Origin of the sequence: Aeromonas sp. FDAARGOS 1416 (genome assembly GCF_019048085.1) — a bacterium.
GTDB lineage: Bacteria > Pseudomonadota > Gammaproteobacteria > Enterobacterales > Aeromonadaceae > Aeromonas > Aeromonas veronii.
In genome coordinates this window covers 852,000-875,555 of record NZ_CP077301.1, presented here as the reverse complement: position 1 = coordinate 875,555, position 23,556 = coordinate 852,000, and the positions used below count along the sequence as shown (strand labels likewise).

21 protein-coding genes are annotated in these 23,556 nt (G+C 58.8%); 17 read left to right on the top strand and 4 right to left on the bottom strand.

Annotated features, from left to right (window positions below):
- Positions 1–93: 93 nt before the first annotated feature.
- Entirely contained in the window at positions 94–1,221 is a 1,128-nt protein-coding gene (tyrA, locus tag I6L46_RS03955; protein WP_216977444.1) for a bifunctional chorismate mutase/prephenate dehydrogenase, read from the top strand.
- 499 nt (positions 1,222–1,720) lie between these two features.
- Here the strand turns inward: tyrA and I6L46_RS03950 are convergent, their stop codons facing one another.
- Positions 1,721–2,800, bottom strand: coding sequence for a porin (locus tag I6L46_RS03950; protein ID WP_216977443.1), 1,080 nt, complete (start codon positions 2,798–2,800; stop codon positions 1,721–1,723).
- Positions 2,801–3,195: 395 nt separating this feature from the next.
- Between I6L46_RS03950 and dinG the strand changes: the two genes are divergently transcribed.
- The 3 genes from dinG (at position 3,196) to I6L46_RS03935 (ending at position 7,148) form a co-directional block, all read left to right on the top strand.
- Positions 3,196–5,268 carry an ATP-dependent DNA helicase DinG gene (gene dinG, locus I6L46_RS03945; protein WP_216977442.1) on the top strand — a complete coding sequence of 691 codons (2,073 nt, stop codon included), beginning with the start codon at positions 3,196–3,198 and terminating at the stop codon, positions 5,266–5,268.
- Positions 5,269–5,410: 142 nt separating this feature from the next.
- Positions 5,411–6,070 (top strand): DUF2057 domain-containing protein, encoded by a 660-nt coding sequence (locus I6L46_RS03940; RefSeq protein ID WP_216977441.1) that lies wholly within the window; start codon positions 5,411–5,413, stop codon positions 6,068–6,070.
- Positions 6,071–6,251: 181 nt separating this feature from the next.
- Positions 6,252–7,148, top strand: coding sequence for a histone deacetylase (locus I6L46_RS03935; protein ID WP_216977440.1), 897 nt, complete (start codon positions 6,252–6,254; stop codon positions 7,146–7,148).
- Positions 7,149–7,305: 157 nt separating this feature from the next.
- On the opposite strand, the gene ylqF is transcribed toward I6L46_RS03935, so the two are convergent.
- Positions 7,306–8,256 carry a ribosome biogenesis GTPase YlqF gene (gene ylqF, locus I6L46_RS03930; protein WP_005334061.1) on the bottom strand — a complete coding sequence of 317 codons (951 nt, stop codon included), beginning with the start codon at positions 8,254–8,256 and terminating at the stop codon, positions 7,306–7,308.
- 323 nt (positions 8,257–8,579) lie between these two features.
- Here ylqF and I6L46_RS03925 point away from each other — a divergent pair, with 323 nt between their 5' ends.
- The 8 genes from I6L46_RS03925 (at position 8,580) to I6L46_RS03890 (ending at position 17,256) form a co-directional block, all read left to right on the top strand.
- A complete protein-coding gene (locus I6L46_RS03925) occupies positions 8,580–9,977 on the top strand; it encodes an alkaline phosphatase (protein WP_005334065.1) in 1,398 nt (465 codons plus the stop codon).
- Between the two features lie 11 nt (positions 9,978–9,988).
- Positions 9,989–11,380, top strand: coding sequence for an alkaline phosphatase (locus tag I6L46_RS03920; RefSeq protein ID WP_216977439.1), 1,392 nt, complete (start codon positions 9,989–9,991; stop codon positions 11,378–11,380).
- 72 nt (positions 11,381–11,452) lie between these two features.
- Positions 11,453–12,139, top strand: a complete 687-nt coding sequence (locus I6L46_RS03915) for a hypothetical protein (RefSeq protein ID WP_101325225.1) — start codon at positions 11,453–11,455, stop codon at positions 12,137–12,139.
- An 82-nt stretch (positions 12,140–12,221) separates the two neighbouring features.
- The gene (locus I6L46_RS03910) at positions 12,222–12,959 is read left to right on the top strand and encodes an ABC transporter substrate-binding protein (protein ID WP_216978006.1); all 738 of its coding nucleotides are present in this window, start codon (positions 12,222–12,224) and stop codon (positions 12,957–12,959) included.
- A gap of 245 nt (positions 12,960–13,204) precedes the next feature.
- Complete coding sequence (gene rnk, locus I6L46_RS03905) at positions 13,205–13,600, top strand: nucleoside diphosphate kinase regulator (RefSeq protein WP_005334070.1); 396 nt, start codon at positions 13,205–13,207, stop codon at positions 13,598–13,600.
- Between the two features lie 192 nt (positions 13,601–13,792).
- A complete protein-coding gene (gene uhpA, locus I6L46_RS03900; RefSeq protein ID WP_005334071.1) occupies positions 13,793–14,383 on the top strand; it encodes a transcriptional regulator UhpA in 591 nt (196 codons plus the stop codon).
- Positions 14,380–15,900, top strand: a complete 1,521-nt coding sequence (uhpB, locus tag I6L46_RS03895; RefSeq protein WP_019445271.1) for a signal transduction histidine-protein kinase/phosphatase UhpB — start codon at positions 14,380–14,382, stop codon at positions 15,898–15,900. Before uhpA ends, uhpB begins: the two co-directional genes overlap by 4 nt.
- Positions 15,901–15,921: 21 nt before the next feature.
- A complete protein-coding gene (locus tag I6L46_RS03890; protein ID WP_216977438.1) occupies positions 15,922–17,256 on the top strand; it encodes an MFS transporter in 1,335 nt (444 codons plus the stop codon).
- An 18-nt stretch (positions 17,257–17,274) separates the two neighbouring features.
- On the opposite strand, the gene I6L46_RS03885 is transcribed toward I6L46_RS03890, so the two are convergent.
- On the bottom strand, positions 17,275–18,411 hold the full coding sequence (locus tag I6L46_RS03885) for a GGDEF domain-containing protein (RefSeq protein ID WP_113738713.1): 1,137 nt from the start codon (positions 18,409–18,411) through the stop codon (positions 17,275–17,277).
- 513 nt (positions 18,412–18,924) lie between these two features.
- Between I6L46_RS03885 and I6L46_RS03880 the strand changes: the two genes are divergently transcribed.
- From I6L46_RS03880 to I6L46_RS03870, 4 genes are all read left to right on the top strand, one after another.
- Positions 18,925–19,725 carry a transporter substrate-binding domain-containing protein gene (locus I6L46_RS03880; RefSeq protein WP_162516040.1) on the top strand — a complete coding sequence of 267 codons (801 nt, stop codon included), beginning with the start codon at positions 18,925–18,927 and terminating at the stop codon, positions 19,723–19,725.
- A gap of 99 nt (positions 19,726–19,824) precedes the next feature.
- Positions 19,825–20,784, top strand: coding sequence for an amino acid ABC transporter permease (locus I6L46_RS03875; RefSeq protein WP_216977437.1), 960 nt, complete (start codon positions 19,825–19,827; stop codon positions 20,782–20,784).
- A complete protein-coding gene (locus I6L46_RS20755; RefSeq protein ID WP_302054296.1) occupies positions 20,768–20,890 on the top strand; it encodes a hypothetical protein in 123 nt (40 codons plus the stop codon). Before I6L46_RS03875 ends, I6L46_RS20755 begins: the two co-directional genes overlap by 17 nt.
- The gene (locus I6L46_RS03870) at positions 20,874–21,617 is read left to right on the top strand and encodes an amino acid ABC transporter ATP-binding protein (protein ID WP_139734040.1); all 744 of its coding nucleotides are present in this window, start codon (positions 20,874–20,876) and stop codon (positions 21,615–21,617) included. Before I6L46_RS20755 ends, I6L46_RS03870 begins: the two co-directional genes overlap by 17 nt.
- 107 nt (positions 21,618–21,724) lie before the next feature.
- Here I6L46_RS03870 and I6L46_RS03865 read toward each other — a convergent pair whose 3' ends face one another.
- Positions 21,725–22,516, bottom strand: a complete 792-nt coding sequence (locus tag I6L46_RS03865) for an ABC transporter substrate-binding protein (protein WP_216977436.1) — start codon at positions 22,514–22,516, stop codon at positions 21,725–21,727.
- 168 nt (positions 22,517–22,684) lie between these two features.
- Between I6L46_RS03865 and I6L46_RS03860 the strand changes: the two genes are divergently transcribed.
- On the top strand, positions 22,685–23,524 hold the full coding sequence (locus tag I6L46_RS03860; protein WP_179903595.1) for a sterol desaturase family protein: 840 nt from the start codon (positions 22,685–22,687) through the stop codon (positions 23,522–23,524).
- Positions 23,525–23,556 lie beyond the last annotated feature (32 nt).

The following is a 23,556-nucleotide window of genomic DNA, read 5'->3' as shown; positions in this document are numbered from 1 at the left end:
CACCGCTGGTGGCATCAAGCCGCTCACGCAGTGATACCTTGTTGCATCTGATTTTCAGGGCGCCGCCGCTCGCGGCGCCAGCAGGGACTGGATATGGCTGAAGAGTTGAATGTACTCAGGGACAAGATAGATGCGGTGGACAAGCAGCTGATCGATCTGCTGGCCGCCCGTCTGGCCCTGGTGGGAGAAGTGGGTGAGGTAAAGAGCCGCCACGGCCTGCCCATCTATGCACCGGATCGGGAAGCGAGCATGCTGGCCCGCCGCCGCGCCGAGGCTGAGCAGTTGGGAGTACCCGGCGATCTCATCGAAGACGTGCTGCGCCGGGTGATGCGTGAATCTTATGCCAGCGAGAAAGATACCGGCTTCAAATGCATAAAGCCGGACCTTGGCAAGGTGGTCATAATCGGCGGTCAGGGTCAGCTTGGTCGGCTGTTCGGTCATATGTTCAGCCTCTCAGGCTATCGAGTCGAGACGCTGGAACAAGCCGACTGGCCGCGCGCTGACGAGATCCTCGCCGGAGCCGGTCTGGTGATGGTGGCGGTGCCCATCGATATCACCTGCCAGATCATCGACCGGCTCGGCAACCTGCCCGCCCACTGCCTGCTGGTGGATGTCACCAGCGTGAAAGCGGCGCCGCTCGAACATATGCTGGCGGTGCACCAAGGGCCGGTACTGGGACTGCACCCCATGTTCGGGCCGGATGTGGCGAGCCTCGCCAAACAGGTGATCGTCTGCTGCCAGGGGCGTGACCCCGCCGCCAGCCAATGGCTGCTGGAGCAGATGACTATCTGGGGCGCCCGCTTGCAACAGGTGGAAGCCAAGGCCCACGATGAGGCGATGACTCTCATTCAGGCGCTGCGTCACTTCGCCACCTTTGCCTATGGCTGGCACCTATCCCGGGAGCAGGCCAATCTGGATCGCCTGCTGAGTTTGAGCTCCCCCATCTACCGGCTGGAGCTCGCCATGGTGGGGCGGCTGTTTGCCCAAGATCCCCACCTCTATGCCGACATCATTTTGTCGTCACCGCAGAATCTGGCGATGATCCGCCGCTACTACCAAAACTTCGGCGACGCGCTGGGGCTGCTGGAGCGAGGGGACAGGGACGGTTTCATCGCGGCCTTCTCGCAAGTCTCCGGTTTCTTCGGCGAATATGCCGACCAGTTCCTGCGTGAAAGCCGCATGCTACTGGCCCAGGCCAACGACCGCCGCCAACACGGCTGATCCTGCAAAAGCAGTCACCGCTCATATCACCAAAAAGGGAAGATACTCAGGCATCTTCCCTTTTTTGTTTATTACCGATTTCAACGCTAACTCAGTCGCGAGCGGCGACACATCAAGTACCTACCGCTGATTGGCCTCACAATCTCCCCCTACTGTGCTGCATCACATCCCAAGTATGCCCCCTCAATATCCGCACAATCCACGCAAATAGCACCGCCCCTTGCAAGGGCTGCCAGATTCTCACAGTCAAACCAAGCTGCTGCGAGCAATGACTCTATGGCGTAAAGGAGAGCAGTGCCCTCCCCATCAAAGAAATAGTAGGAAGCAGGAGAGATTAATCGAGACAGATGGTTTGCCAAACATAACTTAACACAGCAATCCGGAGATTCATCATTGCGCCAGTACGCTGTCGCCAAAAAAGAAAATGGCCGAGATATCATCTCGGCCATTCGTTGCTTGGTCAAAGACTCAAGCCAGGATATTACTCATGTGCAACTTATTAGAAGTTGTACTGCAGAGCAACAGTCCACTGATCGTCTTTCTTATCCAGACCTTCGATTTTGTATTCGGTGTAGGCTTTCAACTTCGGAGTGAAAGCATACTGAACGCCCAGCAGGGTATCTTCTACCAGATCTTTGTACTCACCACCAGTCTGACGAGCCTCAGCAAAGTTATAACCGGCCAAGAAGGTCCATGCATCTACATTGTAAGAAGCTGCAAACTCGTAGCCTTTACCATCAACTTTTGCACCGTTAGTTTTATTCTTGATTTCACCTTCAGTGTACATGCCAGCAAAGTAGAAACCTGCAATGCCATAGTTAGCACTCAGTGCCCAATCTTCTTTCTCACCTTTGTCAGCTGGGGCAGTCTTACCTTCCAAATCTGAATAGGCATAGCCTGCATTTACACCCAAACCGAAGTCGAAAGCATAACCTACTGCGGCACTGTAAGCATTTTTACGCTTAACATCAGTGATAACTAGCTCTTTGATATCGCCTGCTGCATCAGTATCGACGAAGAACTTGTCGTCACTAGTTTGATAAGAAACTTTACCAGTGAAGCCACCAACTTTATTGGAATAAATTACTTGACCTTCTTGACGACCTTCGTAGTAGTTACCACGGCTACCCCATTCGTTAAAGATATCGGTTGCAGCGATAGAGTCGTAGAAGGCGGTATCAGTCTGACCAAAAATGACTTGACCATATTGGGAACCATCGAAACCGGCGTAGATATGGCGAGCTTTGAACTTACCATTATCATCCTCAACAGTTCCAACTACATCGCCATTTTTATCCAAAACTTTGCGAGTTTTACTGTTGTCGCTGTTCTCTGCAGCAACCTGCCATTCAGTTTTTGCGATACCAGACCAAGTGTTGTTCAGTGCAACTTTGCCTGACCAGCCCAGACGGGAGGTACCAACCAAAGTCCCATCTTTATCGTCATGCTCGCCGTTGTAGTTAGCCTGTACACGGCCGTATACGTCGAAAGTGGTACCGTCTTTGTCATAGATCACTGCGGCGTTAGCGGCAGATGCAAACAGAGCCGGGATAGCAATAGCCAGAATTGTCTTTTTCATAGTTTCCAATGCCTACTGTAATTAAACACTAAGTTGTTGTTATTCCCTGTGTTAGCGATGTTCTTTGCATCACTATGCCGCCGAGACTAGCACCGGATTTTTTGAACCGCAATGAAAAAACTTGGAACTTTTTACGCAAACCATAGTCATGGAGGCAAAAATGTGAGCCAAGTCTCACCTGACGGCAAGGCAAAAGGAAAACGTTTACAATGAATCCTGCTGATTATTTGGACTCAAATAGTCTATTTTGCATGCAAATAACGCTAACTACCTGATAAACAACCAAAGTGGTCTGATCAGCGTAAAACAGCCGTGATAATGGCAGTTGCCTCGACCTCACCAAGGGGTTGCGGGTATCCTTGTCCTTCGATTAACCCCTAACTGGCCTTCTCTTCATGCTCTCTACTCGCCTTAAAGCCACCATTCGTCAAACCTATCGCCAGATTTCGGATGGATTAACCGGTTTTGTGCCGCGCAAAGAGCAGAACTTTCTGGTGGCAGAGATAGCCAAAACCCTGACCGGCGAGTACGACAAGCAGCGCCGGATCCTGGTGGCCGAAGCGGGCACCGGTATCGGCAAATCCCTCTCCTATGCGCAGGGTGCCATCCCGGTGGCGCGGCTCACCCAGAAGAAGCTGGTGATCTCTACCGCCACCGTGGCCCTGCAAGAGCAGCTGATCCACAAAGACCTTCCTTTTTACCACCGCCACAGCGAGCTGCCGTTTCGCTTTATGCTGGTCAAGGGGCGTCAGCGCTACTGTTGCGAGCATCTGCTGGAGCAGGCAGCCAGTGGCGCCGAGATGGCCAACTTCGAGCTCGACTTTGGCAGTCTGAGCAAATCCAAACCATCTGACAGCGACAAAGATCGCTACCAGGCTCTGTGGCAGGCCTACACCAATGGCAAGTGGGACGGGGATCGGGACAACTGGCCGGAGCCCATTCCCGACACTTGCTGGGATCGCATCGCCGCCGACCGCCACACCTGCAACAAGGCGCTAAGCCATCACCAGCACTGCCCCTTTCATCGCGCCCGCAACGACATGGAGAGCGCCGATGTGCTGGTGGTGAACCATGCGCTACTGCTCTCCGATCTCACCATGGGGGGCGGCATCATTCTGCCCCCCCCTGATGAGTGCATCTATGTGCTGGATGAGGCCCATCACCTGCCCACCATCGCCCGGGATCACGGCGCGGCGTCGGCCAGCGTCAAAGGCTCACGTCGCTGGCTGGAGAAGCTGGTACAAAGTGCAGGCAAGCTGGCGCGGACGCTTAATAAGGAGAGCCTGCTCGACCCCCAACTCAAACTGCAGGATGCACTGGCCTCCATCCAGCCCGACCTGAAGGCGGTCGAGCAGTGGCTCAGCGCCAACGATCGGCTGTTTGGCACAGAACCCCACTACCGCTTCGCCGAAGGGGTATTGCCGGATCCCCTGCCCATGCTGGCGGAGAATCTCAAGGAGTCGAGCAAGAAGGCACTGCGGGCGCTGGATCGGATGCAAGGGGCCATCGGTGAAGCGCTGAAAGATGGCGAGATCCGCCGCAAGGAGGCCGAACCTCTGCTGGCAGAGAGCGGTTTTCATCTGCAACGGCTGGAGAGTTTCTGCGCCCTCTGGGAGATGCTGGGGCGCCATGTGCCGACCGGCAAAACCCCGCTCGCCCGCTGGATGGCCAAGAGCGATGACGGCGATATCTGGCTGCACGCCTCACCGATTGAGGTGGGCTATCTGCTGGAAGAGTGGCTCTGGTCGAAATGTCTGGGAGCCGTTCTGGTCTCCGCGACCCTCACAGCACTCTCTTCCTTTAGTTATTTTCGCCATCAGGTGGGGCTCAAGGAGCACGACGGTACCCGCTATCTGCGCCTGCGCTCCCCCTTTGATTATCAGAAAGCCGAGCTCTATCTGCCCAAGATGGAGCACGAACCCAACTCGCCGGCCTTTACCAACGAACTCATCAGCGTGCTGCCACGTATTCTTGCGGGCAAGGAGGCGAGTCTGGTGCTCTTCTCCTCCTACCGCCAGATGAATGAGGTGGCTGTTGGCTTGCGAGCCAAGGGACTGTCACTGCTGGTGCAGGGGGAAGCCTCCCGCAATGCCCTGCTCACCCTGCACAAACAAAAATGCGATGGCGGTCAGTCCAGCATCCTGTTTGGTACCGGCAGCTTCTCGGAGGGGCTGGATCTGCCGGGTCACTACCTTACCAATCTGGTGATCACCAAACTCCCCTTTGCGGTGCCCAACTCGCCGGTCGAGGAGGCTACTGCCGAGTGGGTGGAGCAACGAGGCGGCAACCCCTTCCTGCAACTGACGGTGCCAGAAGCATCGCGCAAGCTTATCCAGGCCTGTGGCCGCCTCATCCGCAAAGAGGCTGATCGGGGGCGGGTCACCATTCTGGACCGCCGCCTGCTGACCAAACGTTATGGCAAGGGGCTGCTCGACGCCCTCCCCCCGTTTACACGGCGGATCGAATAAATAAGTCGGTCGCTATTGATAAACAAACTGACAGCAGCGCGAACATCGACCACCAGAAAGAGCCATTGCCGCAGTAGGCCAAACCTGTAAAAATGAGCCCCTGTTTTCAGTGGGCAATCGCCTGACTGTTCAAGGAGATGAAATGAAACTGACTGTTCTGGTACCGGCGCTGGCTGGTCTGTTGTGGGCCGGTAGCGCCCTTGCTGATGCCCAATTGGAAGTGACCACCCCGTATGTCGTCCAGCTGCTCGATGGTCAATCCATCAACCCCAAGCTGCTCGACAAAACCAGCACCTTCCCCCTCTCTGCCGGCAAACACCAGTTGGTCGTCGCCTTTGAAGGCAACTACTCCAGCCGTAACGAAATCAAGCTGGTCACCGCAGAGCCGCTGGTGCTGAACTTCACCGCCGCCGACAATCAGCAGCTGGTGCTGGACTATAAAAAGCCCCGCAATGAAGCAGAAGCCAAACAGTTCCTGAAAGATCAGAAAGTGGCGCTGAAAGACAAGGTCAGTGGTCAGCAAGTGAGTAGCGAACAGTTCGTGATGCCGAAAGTAGAGGGCTTCCAGCTGACCCGTGACTATCAGCAAGAGCTGATCAACATGGGGAAAGCCTTCAACCAGCCCAAAGCGGTTGCCGTCTCCTCTGCTGCCGTGATGGCTGCCGCCAGCGCACCGGTTCAGGTTGCCCCCAGCAAGGCTCAAAGCAATCCGGAAGCGCTGACCCAGTTGCAAAACTGGTACAACAAGGCCGATGCGGAAACCCGCAAAGCCTTCCAGATCTGGGTTATCCAACAGCAATAAGCCGGGCTGAGTGATTGACTGAAAGGGGAGCCAAGCTCCCCTTTTCCATATCCTGCGGTCTCACTCACGACGCGTCTTGATTTATGCGCTGCCACTTCCCCTTTATATAGGGAGTACATATATGGATTCATCTGCTGATTTCATATATAGAAAGCGCCACCTCGCCAGGGAGAATGGCACCATGTCGTTGCGCATTTTCTATCACCCCCTCTACTCCTCCCTGACGCTACCCGAGCGCCATCGCTTCCCGCTGGCCAAGTATCAAGGGCTGTTTGAACGCCTGCAGGTGCAGGGTTACCCCCTTGGCGAAGCGCCCGCCGCTACCCGGGAGCAAATCTGTCGCATACACGATGCCGATTATGTCGCGGCGGCCCTGAGCGGCCAGCTGGAAGATCGCGCCATCCGCAAGATCGGTTTTCCCTGGTCACCCATGCTGATAGAGCGCACCTTGCGCTCGGTGGGTGCCACCGTTGCCGCCAGCCGCTATGCACTTGAGCAGGGCTGCGGCTTACAGATCTCCGGTGGCTACCACCACGCCCATCGGGATCACGGCAGCGGTTTTTGTCTGTTCAACGATCTGGTGATTGCCGCCCAGACTTGCCTCGACGAGGGGCGCTGTGAACAGGTGCTGATCGTCGATCTCGATGTGCATCAGGGAGATGGCGGTGCGGCCCTGTGCGCCGGAAGGCGCGATATCATCACCCTCTCCCTCCATGGGGAGCACAACTTTCCCCATCACAAAGCCGCCTCTCACCTCGACTTTTCGCTGCCAAGCGGCATGACGGACGATGCCTATCTCACCACACTGCAACAGGCGCTCTCGCTGGCACTGCGCCTCTATTCGCCGGATCTCATCCTCTATCAGGCAGGCGTCGATGTGCATCATGCCGACGAGCTTGGTTATCTCTCCCTGAGCGATGAAGGGGTGCGCCTGCGCGATGCCATGGTATTTGACTGTGCAATCAAGCATGGGTTGCCCATCGCGGCGGTGCCCGGTGGCGGCTATCGCCGCGACTGGCAACAGCTGATCCCGCTTCATATGTCGCTGTTTGAAGCGGCACGCCACCGTTTTGGCTGATGGCATTGCTTGAGAGCGCGGACACCCCATCAGAGTCGGGCGTACACTTCACCAAATAAAACAGAAGAGGCGACCCTGGGGCCGCCTCTTCGTGTTTCGTCATCTGGGTCACACAAGCTCGCTCGTTGTCAGGCAAGCTCGGGACGCCTGAGGATAACTATTTCTGACGCTTGCGGGCGTACTTGCGACGGGCGCGGGCCTGACGCTCCTCTTCCCGCTCGGCCTTCTCTTTGGCTTTTTGCTCGGCTTCTGCGGCGGCTTCGACAATCTCGACGCTTACCATCTCCGGCGTCTCCAGCGAGATGCGGCCAAGCAAGCCGGAGCGAAACTCGTTGATCAGGATCTCGGACGCCTTGTGCAGGTCGGCCAGCCCCCCTTTGCGCATAAACGCCCGCTGGCGGGCGATCATCTCCAGCAGCTCGATCTCGGTCTCGGGCAACTCGTCAATCTGGTAGCGCGCCTTGATCCGCTCCGGATAGGCCTTGATGAAGTAGTCAGCGGCGAACATGGCGATATCGGCATAGTCGAACACCGTGTCCTTGATGGCCGCTGTGATGGCCAGACGATAACCACAGGAGGGCGGGTTGAGCTTGGGCCAGAGGAAACCCGGGGTATCGGTCAGGATAACGTTGTTATCCAGCTTGATCCGCTGCTGGGACTTGGTCACCCCCGCCTCGTTGCCGGTACGGGCGATGATGCGCCCCGCCAGGGTATTGATCAGAGTGGACTTGCCCACGTTGGGGATCCCCATGATCATCGCCCGCACGCCGCGCAGCTCAAAATTGCGCTCCGGCAGCATCTCATGGCAGAGGGTCAGCAGTTGCTTGATCTTCTCCGGCTCTTGTTGTGTCAACGGCAGCGCCTTGATCCCCTTCTCTTTTTCCATGTGCGCCACCCACAGATCGGTGATCGCCGGATCGGCCAGGTCCGCCTTGTTCAGCACCTTGATCACCGGGGTATCACCACGCAGCTCGGGCACCAGCGGGTTTTCGCTGGAGAAGGGGATGCGGGCATCGAGCATCTCGATGATCACATCGACCTGGGGCATGACCTCGGCAATCTCTTTGCGGGCCTTGTGCATGTGACCGGGGAACCAGTTGATGGACATATCCGTTACTCTCTGTGGGGGCTGCGGGCGCGCGCATGCAACAAGAGGCGCTCTGCCGCGGGCATCGAACGAAGGGGGCGCATTTTACCTGCTGCGGGCACATTTTGACAGGTCATTCTAGCCATCACTTCATCAAATCAGCAAACCGCCGAGGCGAAGCAACCTTGCCGGAAGCGACCGGACCAACTGGCTCAATTGATAGATAACACATTGATATAGTGTAACATTTTCATCACTTTTTCACACAACCGTCACCGATAGTCAGTAAAAGTGTCATCTGCCCCCTCTAGGCTGCGCTCAGGTTTTACAAGGAGCGAACCCCAATGAGAAAAATGGCAGGACTTGCAGTGATGATCGGCGCCGCCCTGGCTGCCGGCTGCAAATCAGACAATGACACGGTGGCGACCAAGCCCGCAGCCCAACCCACCAACGTCATCTTCTTCCTCGGTGACGGCATGGGCCTAAACACCCTGACGGCAGCCCGCATCTACGGTGTCGGCGAAGAGGGTGATCTCACCATCGATACCCTGCCAGAGACGGCCTTTATCAAGACCTTCTCCCACGATGCCCAGGTCACTGACTCGGCCCCCTCCATGGCGGCCTACATGACCGGGGTCAAGAGCAACAACGGCGTCATCAGCATGGACGGCGATGCCACCTATGAGAGCGACTGCAGCAAGAGCGCCGGCAAGCCGGTGACCACCCTGCTGGAGCTGGCCAAAGCCGATGGCCGCGGCACCGGTGTGGTAACCAGCACTCGGGTAACCCACGCCACCCCGGCGGCTACCTATGCCCATATCTGCAACCGGGATCTGGAGGCAGATATCGCCGTCCAGCTGGTACCGGGCGGCAAAGGCTACAACAGCGCCCTCAAGGAGGGGCTGGATGTGGTGCTCGGTGGCGGCAGCAGTTTCTTCCTGCCCAAAGCCGACAAGGGCAAGCGGGAGGATGGCCGCAACCTCATCAGCGAAATGCAGGCCAAGGGCTACCAGTTTGCCAGCAATCTGGATGAGCTGAACAAGGCCGATGCGGGCAAGCCGCTGCTGGGCCTGTTTGGTTCCAGTCACATGAAATATGACCTGGACCGTCCCGCCAGCGAGCCGTCACTGGCCCAGATGACCCTGGCTGCCATCAAGCAGCTCAAGGGCAAAGAGAAGGGTTACTTCCTGATGGTGGAAGGGGGCCGCATCGACCACGCCCTGCACGACACCAACGCCAAGCGGGCGCTGCAGGACACCATCGCCTTCGACAACGCCATAAAAGCCGCCATCGACGAGGTAAAAAAGAGCGACCCCGAGCTGAAAAACACCCTGATCGTGGTCACCGCCGACCACGACCACACGCTAGTGCTCAACGGCTATGCCAAGCGCACCGGCAAGACCACCGCCGACAACCCCGGCGTACTCGGGCTGGTGAAGAACTACGAGACTGGCGAACCGAGCAAGGATAGCGAGGGCATGCCCTACACCATCATAGGTTTTGGCAACGGCTACAACCGGGTGGATGGCCCGCGCAGCAGCGTCGCCCCGCTCGACGATGCCACCGTCTCCGCCAATGACTACCACCAGGAAGTGGTGGTCAAGGTAGGCGAAATCGGCAACGAGACCCACGGCGGCACCGATGTCTTCCTCGGCGCCATCGGCAAGGGGGCTGACAGCTTCCATGGCTCACTCGATAACACCGCCGTGTTCGGCAAGATCAAGGCTGCGGCCAAGCTGTAAGGAGCACTTTCATGAGCAAACAGATGAACACATCCATCAAGTACACGCTGGTCTGCGCCGCCCTGTTCAGTGCGCTGGGCGCAACCTCCCAGGCACAGGCCGGTGATGCCAAAAACGTCATTCTCTTTATCGGTGATGGCATGGGGCCTACCGTGCTCACCGCCACCCGCCTGTTCAAGGTGGGAGAAGAGGGCAATCTGGAGATGATGAAACTGCCGCGCAGTGCCCGCATCAAGACCTTCTCCAACGATGCCCAGACCACCGACTCGGCCCCCTCCATGGCGGCCTACACCACCGGGGTCAAGATGAACAACGAGGTGATCGCCATGAGCAGCGACACCAAAGCCGTCGCCCCCGGCAAAGACGTCAATGGCAACAAAACCGTCAACAATTGCAGCAGCGACAACGGCAAGCCGGTGCCCACCATCCTGGAGCTGGCCAAGGCGGCAGGCAAATCGGTCGGGGCAGTCACCACTACCGAGCTGACCCACGCGACCCCGGCGGCTACCTACGCCCACATCTGCCATCGGGATGCCGCTTATGACATCGCTGCACAGGCCGTTCCGGGAGGCGCAGGTTTCAACCAGGCGCTTGGGGATGGGGTCGATGTGCTGATGGGCGGTGGTGCCAACCACTGGACCCCCTACAGCGCCAGCAACAAGGGCGGTCGCAATGACAACCGCGACCTGACCGCCGAGATGAAGGCGCAGGGATACAGCTATGTCACCACCCAAAGTGAACTGGCCAAGGTCACCAGCGGCAAGGTGCTCGGTCTGTTCAGCAGCAAATCCCACCTCGACTACGAGCTGGATCGGGTCGCCAAGGGGGCTGCCAATACCCAGCCGTCCCTCTCCGAAATGACCGCCAAGGCGATCGATTTACTGAGCAAGAACAGTCAGGGTTACTTCCTGATGGTAGAAGGCGGCCGGATCGATCACGCCCTGCACGGCACCAATGCCAAGCGCTCGCTCACCGACGCGGTGGCACTGGATGAGGCGGTCAAGACGGCGCTGGGTAAAGTGGATCTCAACAATACCCTGATCGTGGTCACCGCCGACCATGACCACACCATGACCATTAACGGCTACTCCGCCAAGGGCAATCCGGTGCTGGATCTGGTGAAAAATAGCGATGGCTCGACCCAGAACGACGTGGATGGCAAGCCCTTCACCACCCTGGTGTTCGGTAACGGCCCCAACCGCCCCGATGTGCGTTCCGTCCTCACCAGCGATCAGGTGATGGCTAATGACTATCTGCAGGAGACCGGCGTCAAACTGACATCGGAAACCCACGGCGGCGGCGATGTGATGCTGTTTGCCGATGGAGCCGGCAGCAACCGCTTCAAAGGCACGCTGGATAACACCAAGGTGTTTGGCAAACTGCGGGAGGCGCTCGGCCTGTAAGCAGCAGGGGCCCGGGTGCATCTGAGCAATTGACTCAGCGACCCGGGCCTCGGCTCTTTCGAGCGACAGATGATGATGCGACTTTTGCTTTCGTTATGGCTGCTTGGCAGCACCCTCGCCTTCCCCCTGCATGCTGACGACACGCCCCCGGACCTCGCCGCCCGGATCAGCTATCACGACCGGAACACCGGCAGCGATGGCATCGCCAGAGAGAGTGTCTGGCAAGAGAAGTGGCTGCGCGTGGGCAATCAGGTGTGGAGCCAGCGGCTCATTCCCCTCCCCCTTGCCCGTGCCTATCACGCCACTCACGACGCCACCCCCGGCCACAAACACTTTACCCACCAGATGGCGGCCCGCTGGGTCAGCCGCAGTGATGAGGGTGAACTTCAGCTGCGCTATGCCGACAGCTGGCACAACCAGCTGGTTGAAGTGCCGGTGGAAGAGTATGGCCAGGTGGCCTTCAAACCCGACTGGCCGCGGATCCGCCATCTTGTCAACCCGGTGCTGATCGAGGGAATGACCCCGCTGGATGAGGCCGCCCCCGAGCAGGCCCGCTGGTATGAAAAGCGCGAAGGGCAGCAACGAACTCGCATTCTCTGGTCGAGTCAGTGGCAGATCCCGCTGGTGGTCGAGTCGGCAAGCCTCGATGGCTATCGCAGCTACCGGATGGAGGTGACCCTGCGCAAGCTGCCTGCTCAGCTCCCCTGGCAGCAACTCGCTGATTACGAAGTGCGCGATCTGCGGGATTTCTTCGACTGAGATCCCAACCCCTCAGCGGGCACAACGACAACGCAGGCAGGAATGTTACACTCTGCATATTCGACTCTGGCTCACGACCTTGATGCGCGCTCTCTGCCTGCCCTTTTTTGCCCTGCTGTTATTGCTGGTGAACACCGGTGCCCAGGCTATTGTGCTGGTGGCGGCCGAGTTGCCCCCTTACGTCATTCGCTCCTCTCACGGCAAACCAAGCGGCGTGGGTATCGAGATCATGGAGGAAGCAGCCCGCCGTCTAGGCGAGCCGCTTACCATCGAGCTGATGCCACTTCCACGTGCACTGACCCAGACAATTCACCGCCCCGATGTATTGATGATACCGCCCGTGCGAAGTAGTCAGCGAGAGCACCTCTATCAGTGGGTAACGCCCATCCTCGATGAGCAATTTTTGATCGTCAGCGATCGCCGGTTTCACCCAAAAGCACTGAAAAGCAGCGATTTGAAAAACCTTGATGTGGGCGTGCTGCGCTACTCGTTTGGTCAACACCTACTCAAGCAACGCATCGGGATCCGGGGAGAGACAGTGGCAGATGAGCAACTAAACGCTCATAAACTCCATCGCGGTCGCATTGATGCCTGGGTCGCCGCATGGAATGTCATCCTGTATGCCCAGCAACAAGACAAACGCTCATCACAACAGCTGGTTCGCGGGGAAGTGTTGATGAACACCCAACTGTTCCTGGCCGCTCACAAGGATTTCCCCTTCAAACAGGCGCAGCGCTGGCAAGCCGTAATCGACGAGATGCGCCATGATGGCACACTGGAACGGATCATCCGTCAGTACAACTATCAGGCTCCTGAGTAGTCACTCAATCACGGTTGCCAAGGCCGGCCATAATGGTTATGGTAGGCCTATGAAAATACTCGCTATTTCCTCGCATTTGCTCACACCCTGCTGAGCCCCCGCCTCGCTCCTTCGGCCGCGAGTCGCTTGGGGGCATGGCATTTTCAATTGATTGAACCTGTTGAATCCATTTTTGTAACACCCAGTGTGATGGCCAACCTGCACCCGCCGGTATGGGCCTATCCGCTATTGATAAGGAATATCTTATGAAACAACCTCATCTGGTTATCTCCAGCCTTGATCTGGACCGTATCGAACAACTGCTCGGCAACCATCCGCAGCATCTGGCCCTGCAAGAGGAGCTGGACCGCGCCGAGATCCGCGAACCGGCCGACATGCCGCCGGACGTGGTCACCATGAACAGCAAGGTACGCTTCAAGATGCAGAGCAGCGGCAACGAGTTCTGCCTCACCCTGGTCTACCCGCGCGATGCCAAGGGCGACGAGAGCAACATCTCTGTACTGGCGCCGGTAGGCAGCGCCCTGCTCGGCCTGAAAGTGGGCGACAGCATCGCCTGGCCGGGCCCGGCCGGTCGCACCATCGAGGTCGAAATTCTGGAAGTGGTCTATCAGCCGGAGCGCGCCGGCGAGCTGCACCGCTGAATCCCCCGGGCTGGTCATCCCTTGTTGATCAGCCCGCTTGCTCGCCCTTGCCAGCTGATCCCGATCAAGCTTTGCGCACCTTGCCCCCCGGTTTTTAGCCCCTTTTCCTGCTGCTGCTTGAGCCTGACTCGGGGGGCAGGTATCTTGTTGGCCGCGTCATGGTCATGACGCACCGAATTTCAGGCTGACATCATGATAAAAATTGCCCTCATCGACGATCACCAGATCGTCCGTTCCGGTTTTGCCCAACTGCTCAATCTGGAGCCAGACCTGCAGGTGGTCGCCGAATTCGGCTCCGCCAGCGACGCCCTTGCCGGCCTGCCCGGCAGCGGGGCGCGAGTCTGCGTCTGCGACATCTCGATGCCCGACCAGTCGGGGCTGGATCTGCTCAAGCAGCTCCCCTCCGGCCTTGCTGTGGTGATGCTCTCGGTACATGACAGCCCGGCCCTCATCGAGCAGGCACTGCAAACCGGCGCCAAGGGATTTCTCTCCAAACGCTGCAGTCCGGACGAGCTGATCGCCGCGGTGCGTACCGCCGCCCAGGGGGGGTGTTATCTGACGCCGGACATCGCCCAGAAACTGGCCAGCAGCAGCCGGGATCCCCTCACCAATCGGGAGCGGGAGATTGCCCAGTTGCTGGCCCAGGGGCTGGAAGTGAAGGCCATCGCCGAGCAGCTTGGCCTATCCCCCAAGACCGTCCACGTCCATCGCGCCAACCTGATGGACAAGCTCAAGGTCAGCAACAACGTCGAGCTGGCCCACCGCATGCTGGATAGCTGGTGATCTCCCGTTTTGCCAGCTATGTCGCCATCGCGCTGGCGGCCTGCTTCATCTTTGCCGCCGGCTGGTTTTGCCTCTGGAGCATCAGCCTGCATCTGGCGGGTGGCCCGGCGCTGGCGGTGCTGCTGTTCCCCTTCGGCCTGCGCCTCGGCTTGCTGCTGCAAAGCCCGGGCCACTACTGGCCGCCGCTGTTGCTGTGCGAAGGGCTGCTGCTCTACTGGCTCAATCTGGAGGTGGGGCTGCCCCACTGGCCTTGGCTGGTCGCGGGCAGTCTGCTGACCCTGCTACCGCTGCTGATTGCCCGTCGCCAGCAGGTGCGCAACGACTGGCAGCAACTGTTGCTGCTGCTCGCCACCGTCACGGCGGCGGCGCTGCTGCAAGCCCTGCTCTGGCATCTGGCCGGGGAAGATGGCCTCTCGGCCCTGCTGCTCAGCCTGACCGGCGGGCTGACGCTGACCTCCACCTGCATGCTGATCTGGCACTACCTCACCCGCGCCACCTGGGTGCCGCTGGGGCCTGCGCTGGTGGATCAACCGGTGGAGTGGCGCTTTCGCCATCTGGTCTGGTATCTGTTGCTGTTCGTATTGAGCCTCTGGCTGCAACTGGGATTGCCCAACTCGCTGGTACGCTTCACTCCGTTTTGTCTCGCCATCCCCATCATCGCCATGGCGTGGCGCTACGGCTGGCAGGGGGCGCTGCTCGCCACCCTGATGAACACCATCGCCCTGCTGGCCAGTCAGGCCTGGCACGATCACCCCCTCGATCTGCTGCTCTCTCTGCTGGCCCAGAGCCTGACCGGCCTGCTGCTCGGCGCGGGGATCCAGCGCCAGCGCGAACTCAATCAGGCGCTAACCCGCCAGCTCGCCCACAATCGCCAGCTCACCGAGCGGCTGCTGGAGACCGAGGAGAGCATCCGCAAGGAGGTAGCGCGCGAGCTGCACGACGATATCGGCCAGACCATCACCGCCATTCGTACCCAGGCTGGCATAGTGCGCCGCCTCGCCCCCGATAACGCAGGTGTCGGTCAGAGCAGTGCCCTCATCGACACACTGTCGCTCGGGATCTATGACGCGGTGCGCGGCCTGCTCGGGCGGCTGCGCCCGCGCCAGCTCGACGACATGACGCTGGAACAGGCTGTACGGGCACTGCTGCGGGAGCTGGAGCTGGAGCGCCACGGCATCGTCACCCGTCTGGAGTGGCAGCTGGCGGATGGGGATCTCTCCGATGCCCAGCGGGTCACCCTGTTTCGGGTCTGTCAGGAGGGGCTCAACAACGTGGTCAAACATGCCAACGCCCACTCGGTCACCATTCGCGCCCGTGCCAGCGGCGAGCAGTTGCAACTGGTGCTGGAAGATGATGGCCGCGGTCTGCCGGAAAGCCGCCCGCAGCAGGGCTATGGCCTGCTCGGCATTCGCGAGCGGGTACAGGCACTCGGGGGCAGTCTGCAACTCTCCTGCATCCACGGCACCCAGCTGACGGTCAACCTGCCCAGTCGCAGACGGGAGGAGAGTCATGGCTAATCACCACCAGAGGGCCTGCCTGTGCTGAGTTTTATGAGAAGCGCGCCGCCCCGGCCCCTTATCCGGGATCAGGCCGAGATCGGCGCCACCTATCGCCACTGGCGACTGCACCTGCTGCTGACCATGTATCTGGGCTACGCGGTCTTCTACTTCACCCGCAAGAGCTTCAACTTCGCCATGCCGGACATGCTGGCGAGCGGCATGCTGGACAAGTCCGATATCGGCATGCTCTGGACCCTGTTCTACATCACCTACGGCTGCTCCAAGTTCTTCTCCGGCATCATCAGCGACCGTGCCAACCCGCGCTACTTCATGGGGATTGGCTTGATGGCCACCGGGGTCATCAATATCCTGTTCGGCATCTCGTCAGCACTCTGGATGTTTGCCGCCCTCTGGGTCGCCAACGCCTTCTTCCAGGGCTGGGGGTGGCCCCCCTGCTCCAAGCTGCTCACCAGCTGGTATTCGCGCACCGAGCGCGGGGTCTGGTGGTCGGCCTGGAACACCGCCCACAACGTCGGCGGCGCGCTCATTCCCCTTATCGTCAGCACCATTGCTCTGCAACATGGCTGGCGCTACGGCATGATAGTGCCCGGCCTTATCGCCATCATCGCGGGATTGTTCCTCTGCTGGCGACTGCGGGATACCCCGAGTGCCATGGGATTGCCAACGGTGGGCGAGTGGCGCAAGGACGCCATGGAGCTGGCCCAGCAGACTCAGGATGCGGGGCTCTCCCACCGCCAGATCCTGCGCAAGTATGTGTTGGGCAACCCCTATATCTGGCTGCTCGCCTGCTGTTACGTACTGGTCTATGTGGTACGCACCGCCATCAATGACTGGGGCAATCTCTACATGACCGAGCAGCGCGGCTTCAATCTGATGAGCGCCAACTCGGCCATCTCCATGTTCGAGGTGGGAGGCTTTATCGGTGCGCTGGTGGCGGGCTGGGGATCGGACAAGCTGTTCAACGGCAATCGTGGCCCGATGAACCTCATCTTTGCGGTGGGGATCCTGCTGGCGGTGGGGTCGCTCTGGCTGATGCCCTTCTTCAGCTATGTGATGCAAGCGGCCTGCTTCTTTACCATCGGCTTTTTCGTGTTTGGCCCCCAGATGCTGATCGGCATGGCGGCGGCGGAGTGCTCCCACAAAAACTCGGCGGGGGCGGCCACCGGCTTTGTCGGGCTGTTCGCCTACATGGGGGCGGCGCTGTCGGGCTATCCGCTGGCCAAGGTGATGGAGATCTGGCACTGGAACGGCTTCTTCGTGGTGATCTCGGTGGCGGCGGGCGTCTCGGCCCTGCTGCTGCTCCCCTTCCTCAAGGCGCAGGCACCGCGCCCCCAGCCTGCCGAGATAACGTAATACCGGACTGAACGGGAGTTACACCTCCCGACCAGCCTGACAGACCCGGTTCTTGCCTTGCCGCTTGGCGCTGTAGAGCGCATGGTCGGCCTGAGTGAACAGAGGGTCAAAGTGCCACTCCCCTTGCCAGTGGGAGAGTCCCATACTGACCGTGATGTAGAGCCCCCCCATGTCGCGGTTCGCGACCTCCTCCAGCAATCCCTCGCAGCGCTGCAGGGCCAGCACGCCGGGCTGCGAGAAGAGCAGCACAAACTCCTCGCCACCGAAACGACTGCACACCAGATCGGGCTGACTACCCAGATAGGCACCGAGCTCGGCCAGCACCCGATCACCCACCTCATGACCATGCTGGTCATTGATCTGCTTGAAATCATCGATGTCGAGCACCGCCAGCGCACCACTGTCACCCCACTTTTGCTGCTTCAGCTGCTCCATAAAGCCACGTCGGTTGAGCAGACCGGTAAGAGGGTCGTGGCTAGCCTGCTGGCGCAGCGCCAGCGCACGGTACTGGGTACAGAGCAGCAGCACCCCGAAGGTGGAAAGATAGCTACCCATCAGCATGGAGAGGAAGGGCAGCACATTGACCCCGCTCTTATCCATCAGCATCTGTACGTTGTCCTGCCAGAGGAACCAGAGCCGCATCAAGTAGAAGGCGTAGAGCAGCACGTTGACCAGGGTAAAGACCATCACCGCCGGCAGATAGTGGGGGTAGCCGTGGCGCCAGACCAGATAGACGATCACCGCACCCAGCACCATGTAACTCAGGCAAGCAAGCAACACCCGGGACGCCATCCCCCCCTCCACAATGCACCAGCTCAGAAGCAGCAGATAGACCAGCATAAAGAGCCCCCCAGCACGCCAGTTCGGGGGCTGTCCGAAAAAGCGCTGCAGCGCCGGCGGCATCAACACAATGCAGAGAGTGATCAGGGTATTGGCCAGCCAGATGCCGGAGGAGCTGGGGAAAAATGCCTGTAACGAGAAAAGTATCTGGGCCACCAGCGCACAGAGACTGGACCACCACCATAACCCGATGCCCGGGATCTCCCGGTGGGTCGACCAGATAATGGAGAGCGTGATAAACCCGAGGCTATATCCCCCCAATGCCATCACCATCAGGGTAAATACATCCAGCTTCAGCAACAACGAGACATCCATATCAAAACCAGGCAGAGGGAGGTAAGTGAGTATATGAGAACCGTTTGCCAAGACCCAGAGACCCTGACTGTTTTCACAATAAAAACATATTGTTCGTCTGTTTTTCACACCACCAGATAACTCACACCATTCCGCTATAGCAGGTTTGAGATATGCAAAAAAGATAAGCCCAACCAGACTCAAGCCACATACGAGCCCCTCTCTATGTAACAAAATGTCTTGGGGATAATTTGGGCTTGAACCCACTCAATTAGATAGATATGTTGTTTTCGTGTGATTTTATGAATGAAGCCATGAGCAATAAATGTCTCTAACCTGTTGAGTCTTCTGACACAATCTGTTTTTGGTACATTTTTCACTCAACCACTATTCATAGCATCTCATATGGGGCTTTTGTCCCGCTCAAGACATTCATCCTGTCTTGCCTGTTGCCGGATGCAGCAGTCTCTTGTGCCACGGAGTCGCACGGGATCAGGTTCAAGGCCGAACACACCACCGACAGAGACGTCACTTATGATCAAAAAACTGATTCTTTCTACCCTGCTGTTTTGCGGGATCGCCACGGCGGCCCCGACCCCAGCCCCTAGCTCCACCCTGGATGCCGTGCTCGAACGCGGCGTGCTGCGAGTCGGTTTCGACGCCGGCTATCAACCCTTCGAGATGACCAACAAGCAGGGCCAATACATCGGCTTCGACGTGGATCTGGCCAAGATGGTCGCCAAAGAGATGGGCGTGAAGGTCGAATTCGTCAACACCGCTTGGGATGGCATCATTCCGGCGCTGCTGACCAACAAGTTCGACGTCATCATGGGCGGCATGACCGTCACTCCCCAGCGCAACCTGCGGGTCAACTTTGCCGACCCTTACATCGTGGTCGGCCAGACCATCGTCCTGCGCAAAGAGAAGGCGGGCGAAATCAAATCCTTCACCGACCTCAACGACCCGAAATACAAGATCGCGGTCAAGCTCGGCACCACCGGCGAGCAGGCAGTCAAGCGCCTGATCCCCAAAGCCACCCTGCTGCAGTTTGAAACTCAGGATGACGCCAAGCTGGAGGTGATCAACGGCAAGGTCGATGCGTTCGTCTATGACCTGCCCTACAACGCTATTTTCGCCTCCCAGAATCAGGGTGCCGTGGTGCACCTCGACAAGCCGTTCACCTTCGAGCCGCTGGCCTGGGCCATCCGCAAAGGGGATCAGGACACCCTCAACTGGTTCAACAACTACCTGCGCCAGATCAAGGGCGATGGCAGCTACGACCGTCTCTACAAGAAGTGGTTCGAATCCAACGCCTGGCTGAATCAGCTCAAATAACCTCCTGGGGGCGGCACATGCCGCCCCTGCACCACGCAGCTCCCCACACAATAACGAGAAGAGGTTGTGACTGTGCACACACCCAAACCGACAAGACAGATGGAAAAACAACCCAATCAGCTACTCTGGCATGGGGTTTTCCTGCTGATGCTGCTGGTTGCCGTATTCGGCATCTACAAGGCTGTCCAGTCCGTGGATTACACCTGGCGCTGGGAACGCATTCCCCAATACATCGCCTATCAGGCGGAGCAGAAGAATCTGGCCGAATTTGACGGCACCGTGATTGCAGGTACCAGCGAGGCCGAGAAGGGCAAGCTGTTCCTGCAAGACGATCTCGACCCCAATGTGCGGCAAGCCATTGCCAGCACCGGCGTACAAGTCGCCGAAGGGGATACCGTTTTTCGTGGCGATACCCTCGACACCCAACTGAGCTGGACCGCAGGCCCCATCGCCTGGGGCGTCTGGGTCACCGTCAAGCTCTCGCTGGTAGCAGGCATCTTCGCCATCCTGCTCGGCACCCTGGCCGGGCTGGCGCGCCTCTCCCCCAATCCCGCCCTGCGCAATCTGGCGGTCACCTACGTTGAGCTCATCCGCGGCACGCCGCTGCTGGTGCAGATCTTTATTGTCTACTTCTTTATCGGTACCGTGCTGAACCTCGATCGCTTCACCGCCGGGGTCGCGGCACTGGCGGTCTTTACCGGTGCCTATGTGGCGGAGATCGTCCGCGCCGGTATCAGCTCCATCCACAAGGGGCAGATGGAGGCGGGCCGCAGCCTGGGTATGACCTCTGCCCAGACCATGCGCTACGTCATCCTGCCGCAAGCATTCAAGCGGGTGCTGCCACCGCTGGCAGGCCAATTCATCAACCTCATCAAGGACTCCTCGCTGGTGTCAGTCATCTCCATCACCGACCTGACCAAGGCGGGACGAGAGGTGGTAAGCTCCACTTTCAGCCCGTTCGAGGTGTGGTTCACCGTAGCCCTGCTCTATCTGGTACTGACCGGTACCCTCTCCTTTCTGGTGCGCCGTCTCGAGGTGAAATATGCACGCAGTAACTGATCCCATCATCAAGGTGCAACAGGCATCGAGAAGTGCAGCCATCACCGACACCCTCTTCGCCTTCCCGGTTCGTTTTCTGGAGTTGAAATATGCGCGCAGCAACTGATCCCATCATCAAAGCGACCGGTGTAGAGAAGTTCTACGGCAGCGAAGTGCATGCCCTGAAAAACGTCACCACCGAGGTCGCCGAAGGGGAAGTGGTAGTGATCGTCGGCCCCAGCGGCTCCGGCAAGTCCACCTTTCTGCGCACCCTCAACCAGCTGGAGACCATCAACGACGGCGATATCGTGGTGGACGGGATCTGCCTGACCGAGCCGGGCGATGTCAACAAGCTGCGGGAAGAGGTGGGCATGGTGTTCCAGTCCTTCAACCTCTTCCCCCACCTGACGGTGCTGGATAACATCTGTCTCGCCCCGCAAAAGGTGCGCGGCCTGTCGCGCCGTGAGGCCGAAGACAGAGCCAAGGCGCTGCTGCTGAAAGTGGGGCTGTCGGTGAAAGCGGCCAGCTATCCCTCCCAACTCTCCGGCGGTCAGCAACAGCGGGTGGCCATCGCCCGGGCACTCGCCATGCAGCCACGCATCATGCTGTTTGACGAGCCCACCAGTGCGCTCGACCCCGAAATGGTGGGGGAAGTGCTCGATGTGATGAAGGGACTGGCCCGCGAAGGGATGACCATGGTGGTGGTGACCCACGAGATGGGCTTTGCCCGCGAGGTAGCGGATCGGGTGCTCTTTATGGAGAGTGGCGAACTGCTGGTAGATGAAAAACCGGCCGACTTCTTCGACAATCCCCCCTCCCCGCGTCTGCGCCAGTTCCTGAGTCAGGTGCTGTAGCCAACATGCTCTGCTGGATAAACGAAGAGGGACTGCAAGGTCCCTCTTCTTGTGTGTCACGCTGAGCAGGCTTAACCCAGCTGAACCCGAGTGCCCATCTCATCGGCTCAGCGCGGGGACTTTCCCAAATAGCGCTCCACGATCACTTTCACCCCGTCACGTTTTTTGAGCTGATAGAGCTCCTTGTCAAACTGGTCGATAAAGGCCTGTTTGTAGGGGTACTCCCCCTTGCGGCTGTAGCCGAGAAACCCCTGCTCCTTGCTGAGCACCGGCCCCTGTTTGAGCAAGGACATATCGGCCACCGCCAGCTGATCGGCCTTTATCATGTTGAGCAACTCATAGAGCAGGGAGAGGCGATCATTGATGGTGCAATCGACCCGGCCGCGGACAATCTTGAGCAAGTTCTCCCGATTGCTTTTCACCTCCTCCACGTCGATCTGCTTCTCTTTTACCGCCTGCCAAAAGGCATCGCCGCCGACGGCAAAACCGGCGTTCATGCCAAAGCGTAAACCGTGATAGTCGAGCGGAAACCTGGCCTGCGGGGTATTGGCCGCCACACTGGCGCCGCACATCACCACCAGCTCTTCATCCAGCATCGGCTGGGAGTAGGGCCACATATAAGGGCGGGTATCGGGCATGTAGTAGGGTGGAAAGATGGCGAAGGCGGTCCCCTGCTCCACCATGCTCAGACCGCGCCGCCACGGCATGGGCTTGAGCACTACCTCATAGTCAGGCATGGCAGAGGTCACCTCGCGGATGATGTCTACATAGATCCCCCTGACCTCCTCCCCCTCCTGCCAGGAGTAGGGGGGATAGGCGGCATCCGCCAGAATCTCGACCCGGGTCTTGGCGTGCGCCATCATGCACAACCCCAGCAACAAGCAATACCAGACGCGCATAAGCCAGCACCTCCTGAAAAAGCCTGCATCAAGCATAGCCATCCAGCGCGCCTTCCTCTGCTGCCGCGCCATAATTCATGCCATCTCTTCGTTGGCAGAAAAATGTTAATGAATTATTAAGGCCATCCTTTATGCTGGAGAGCAATTGCTCTGAATGGATGGCCGCATATGGATGTGCAACTGCTTCTGCTCTACCTCTCCCCGATTTTTCTGGCCTTTATCGGCTGGGAGATGCTCTACCTGCGCAAACATGGCGCGGCCTTTCCCACTGCCACCTACCAGTGGCGGGATCTGTTCGCCAACGCCGCGCTGGCCCTGATGCACCAAGGGGGCGATGCGCTGGCGGCCATCGCTATTGCTTATCTGTATGACACCCTCTGGGGCTGGCGACTGTTCGATATCGAGCTGAATCTCTGGAGTGTGCTACTGCTGTTCCTGTTGCAGGATCTCTGTTACTGGCTGTTCCACTTCACCAGCCACCATGTTCGCTGGCTGTGGGCCTCCCACGTGGTGCACCACAGCTCAGAGCGGCTCAACCTCTCCACCGCTTTTCGCCAGAGCCTGATGTACCCGATCTCCGGCATGTGGCTGTTCTGGATCCCGATGATTGTCATCGGCTTCCCGCCTGAGGCGGTGGTCGCCACCGTGATGCTGAGTCTGGGCTTCCAGTTTTTCGTCCACACCCAGGTGGTGGACAAGCTCGGCTGGCTTGAGTGGATCTTCAACACCCCCTCCCACCACAGGGTGCACCACGCCAGCAACGCCAAGTACATAGACCGCAACTTCGCCGGGGTGCTGATCATCTGGGATCGGCTGTTCGGCACCTTTGTCGAAGAAGATCCGGCCGAGCCATGCCGCTTCGGCATCACCAAGCCGATCCACAGCTTCAACCCCCTCACTCTCACCTTCCACGAATGGCGCGACATGCTGCGTGACGCCCGTGGCCTACCCTGGCGACAAAAGCTCGCAGTGCTGTTTGGCAAACCGGCCGGACCTGCCAGCCGCTAAGCCTTCTCCCCAGGTCACAACTCCCGGATAGC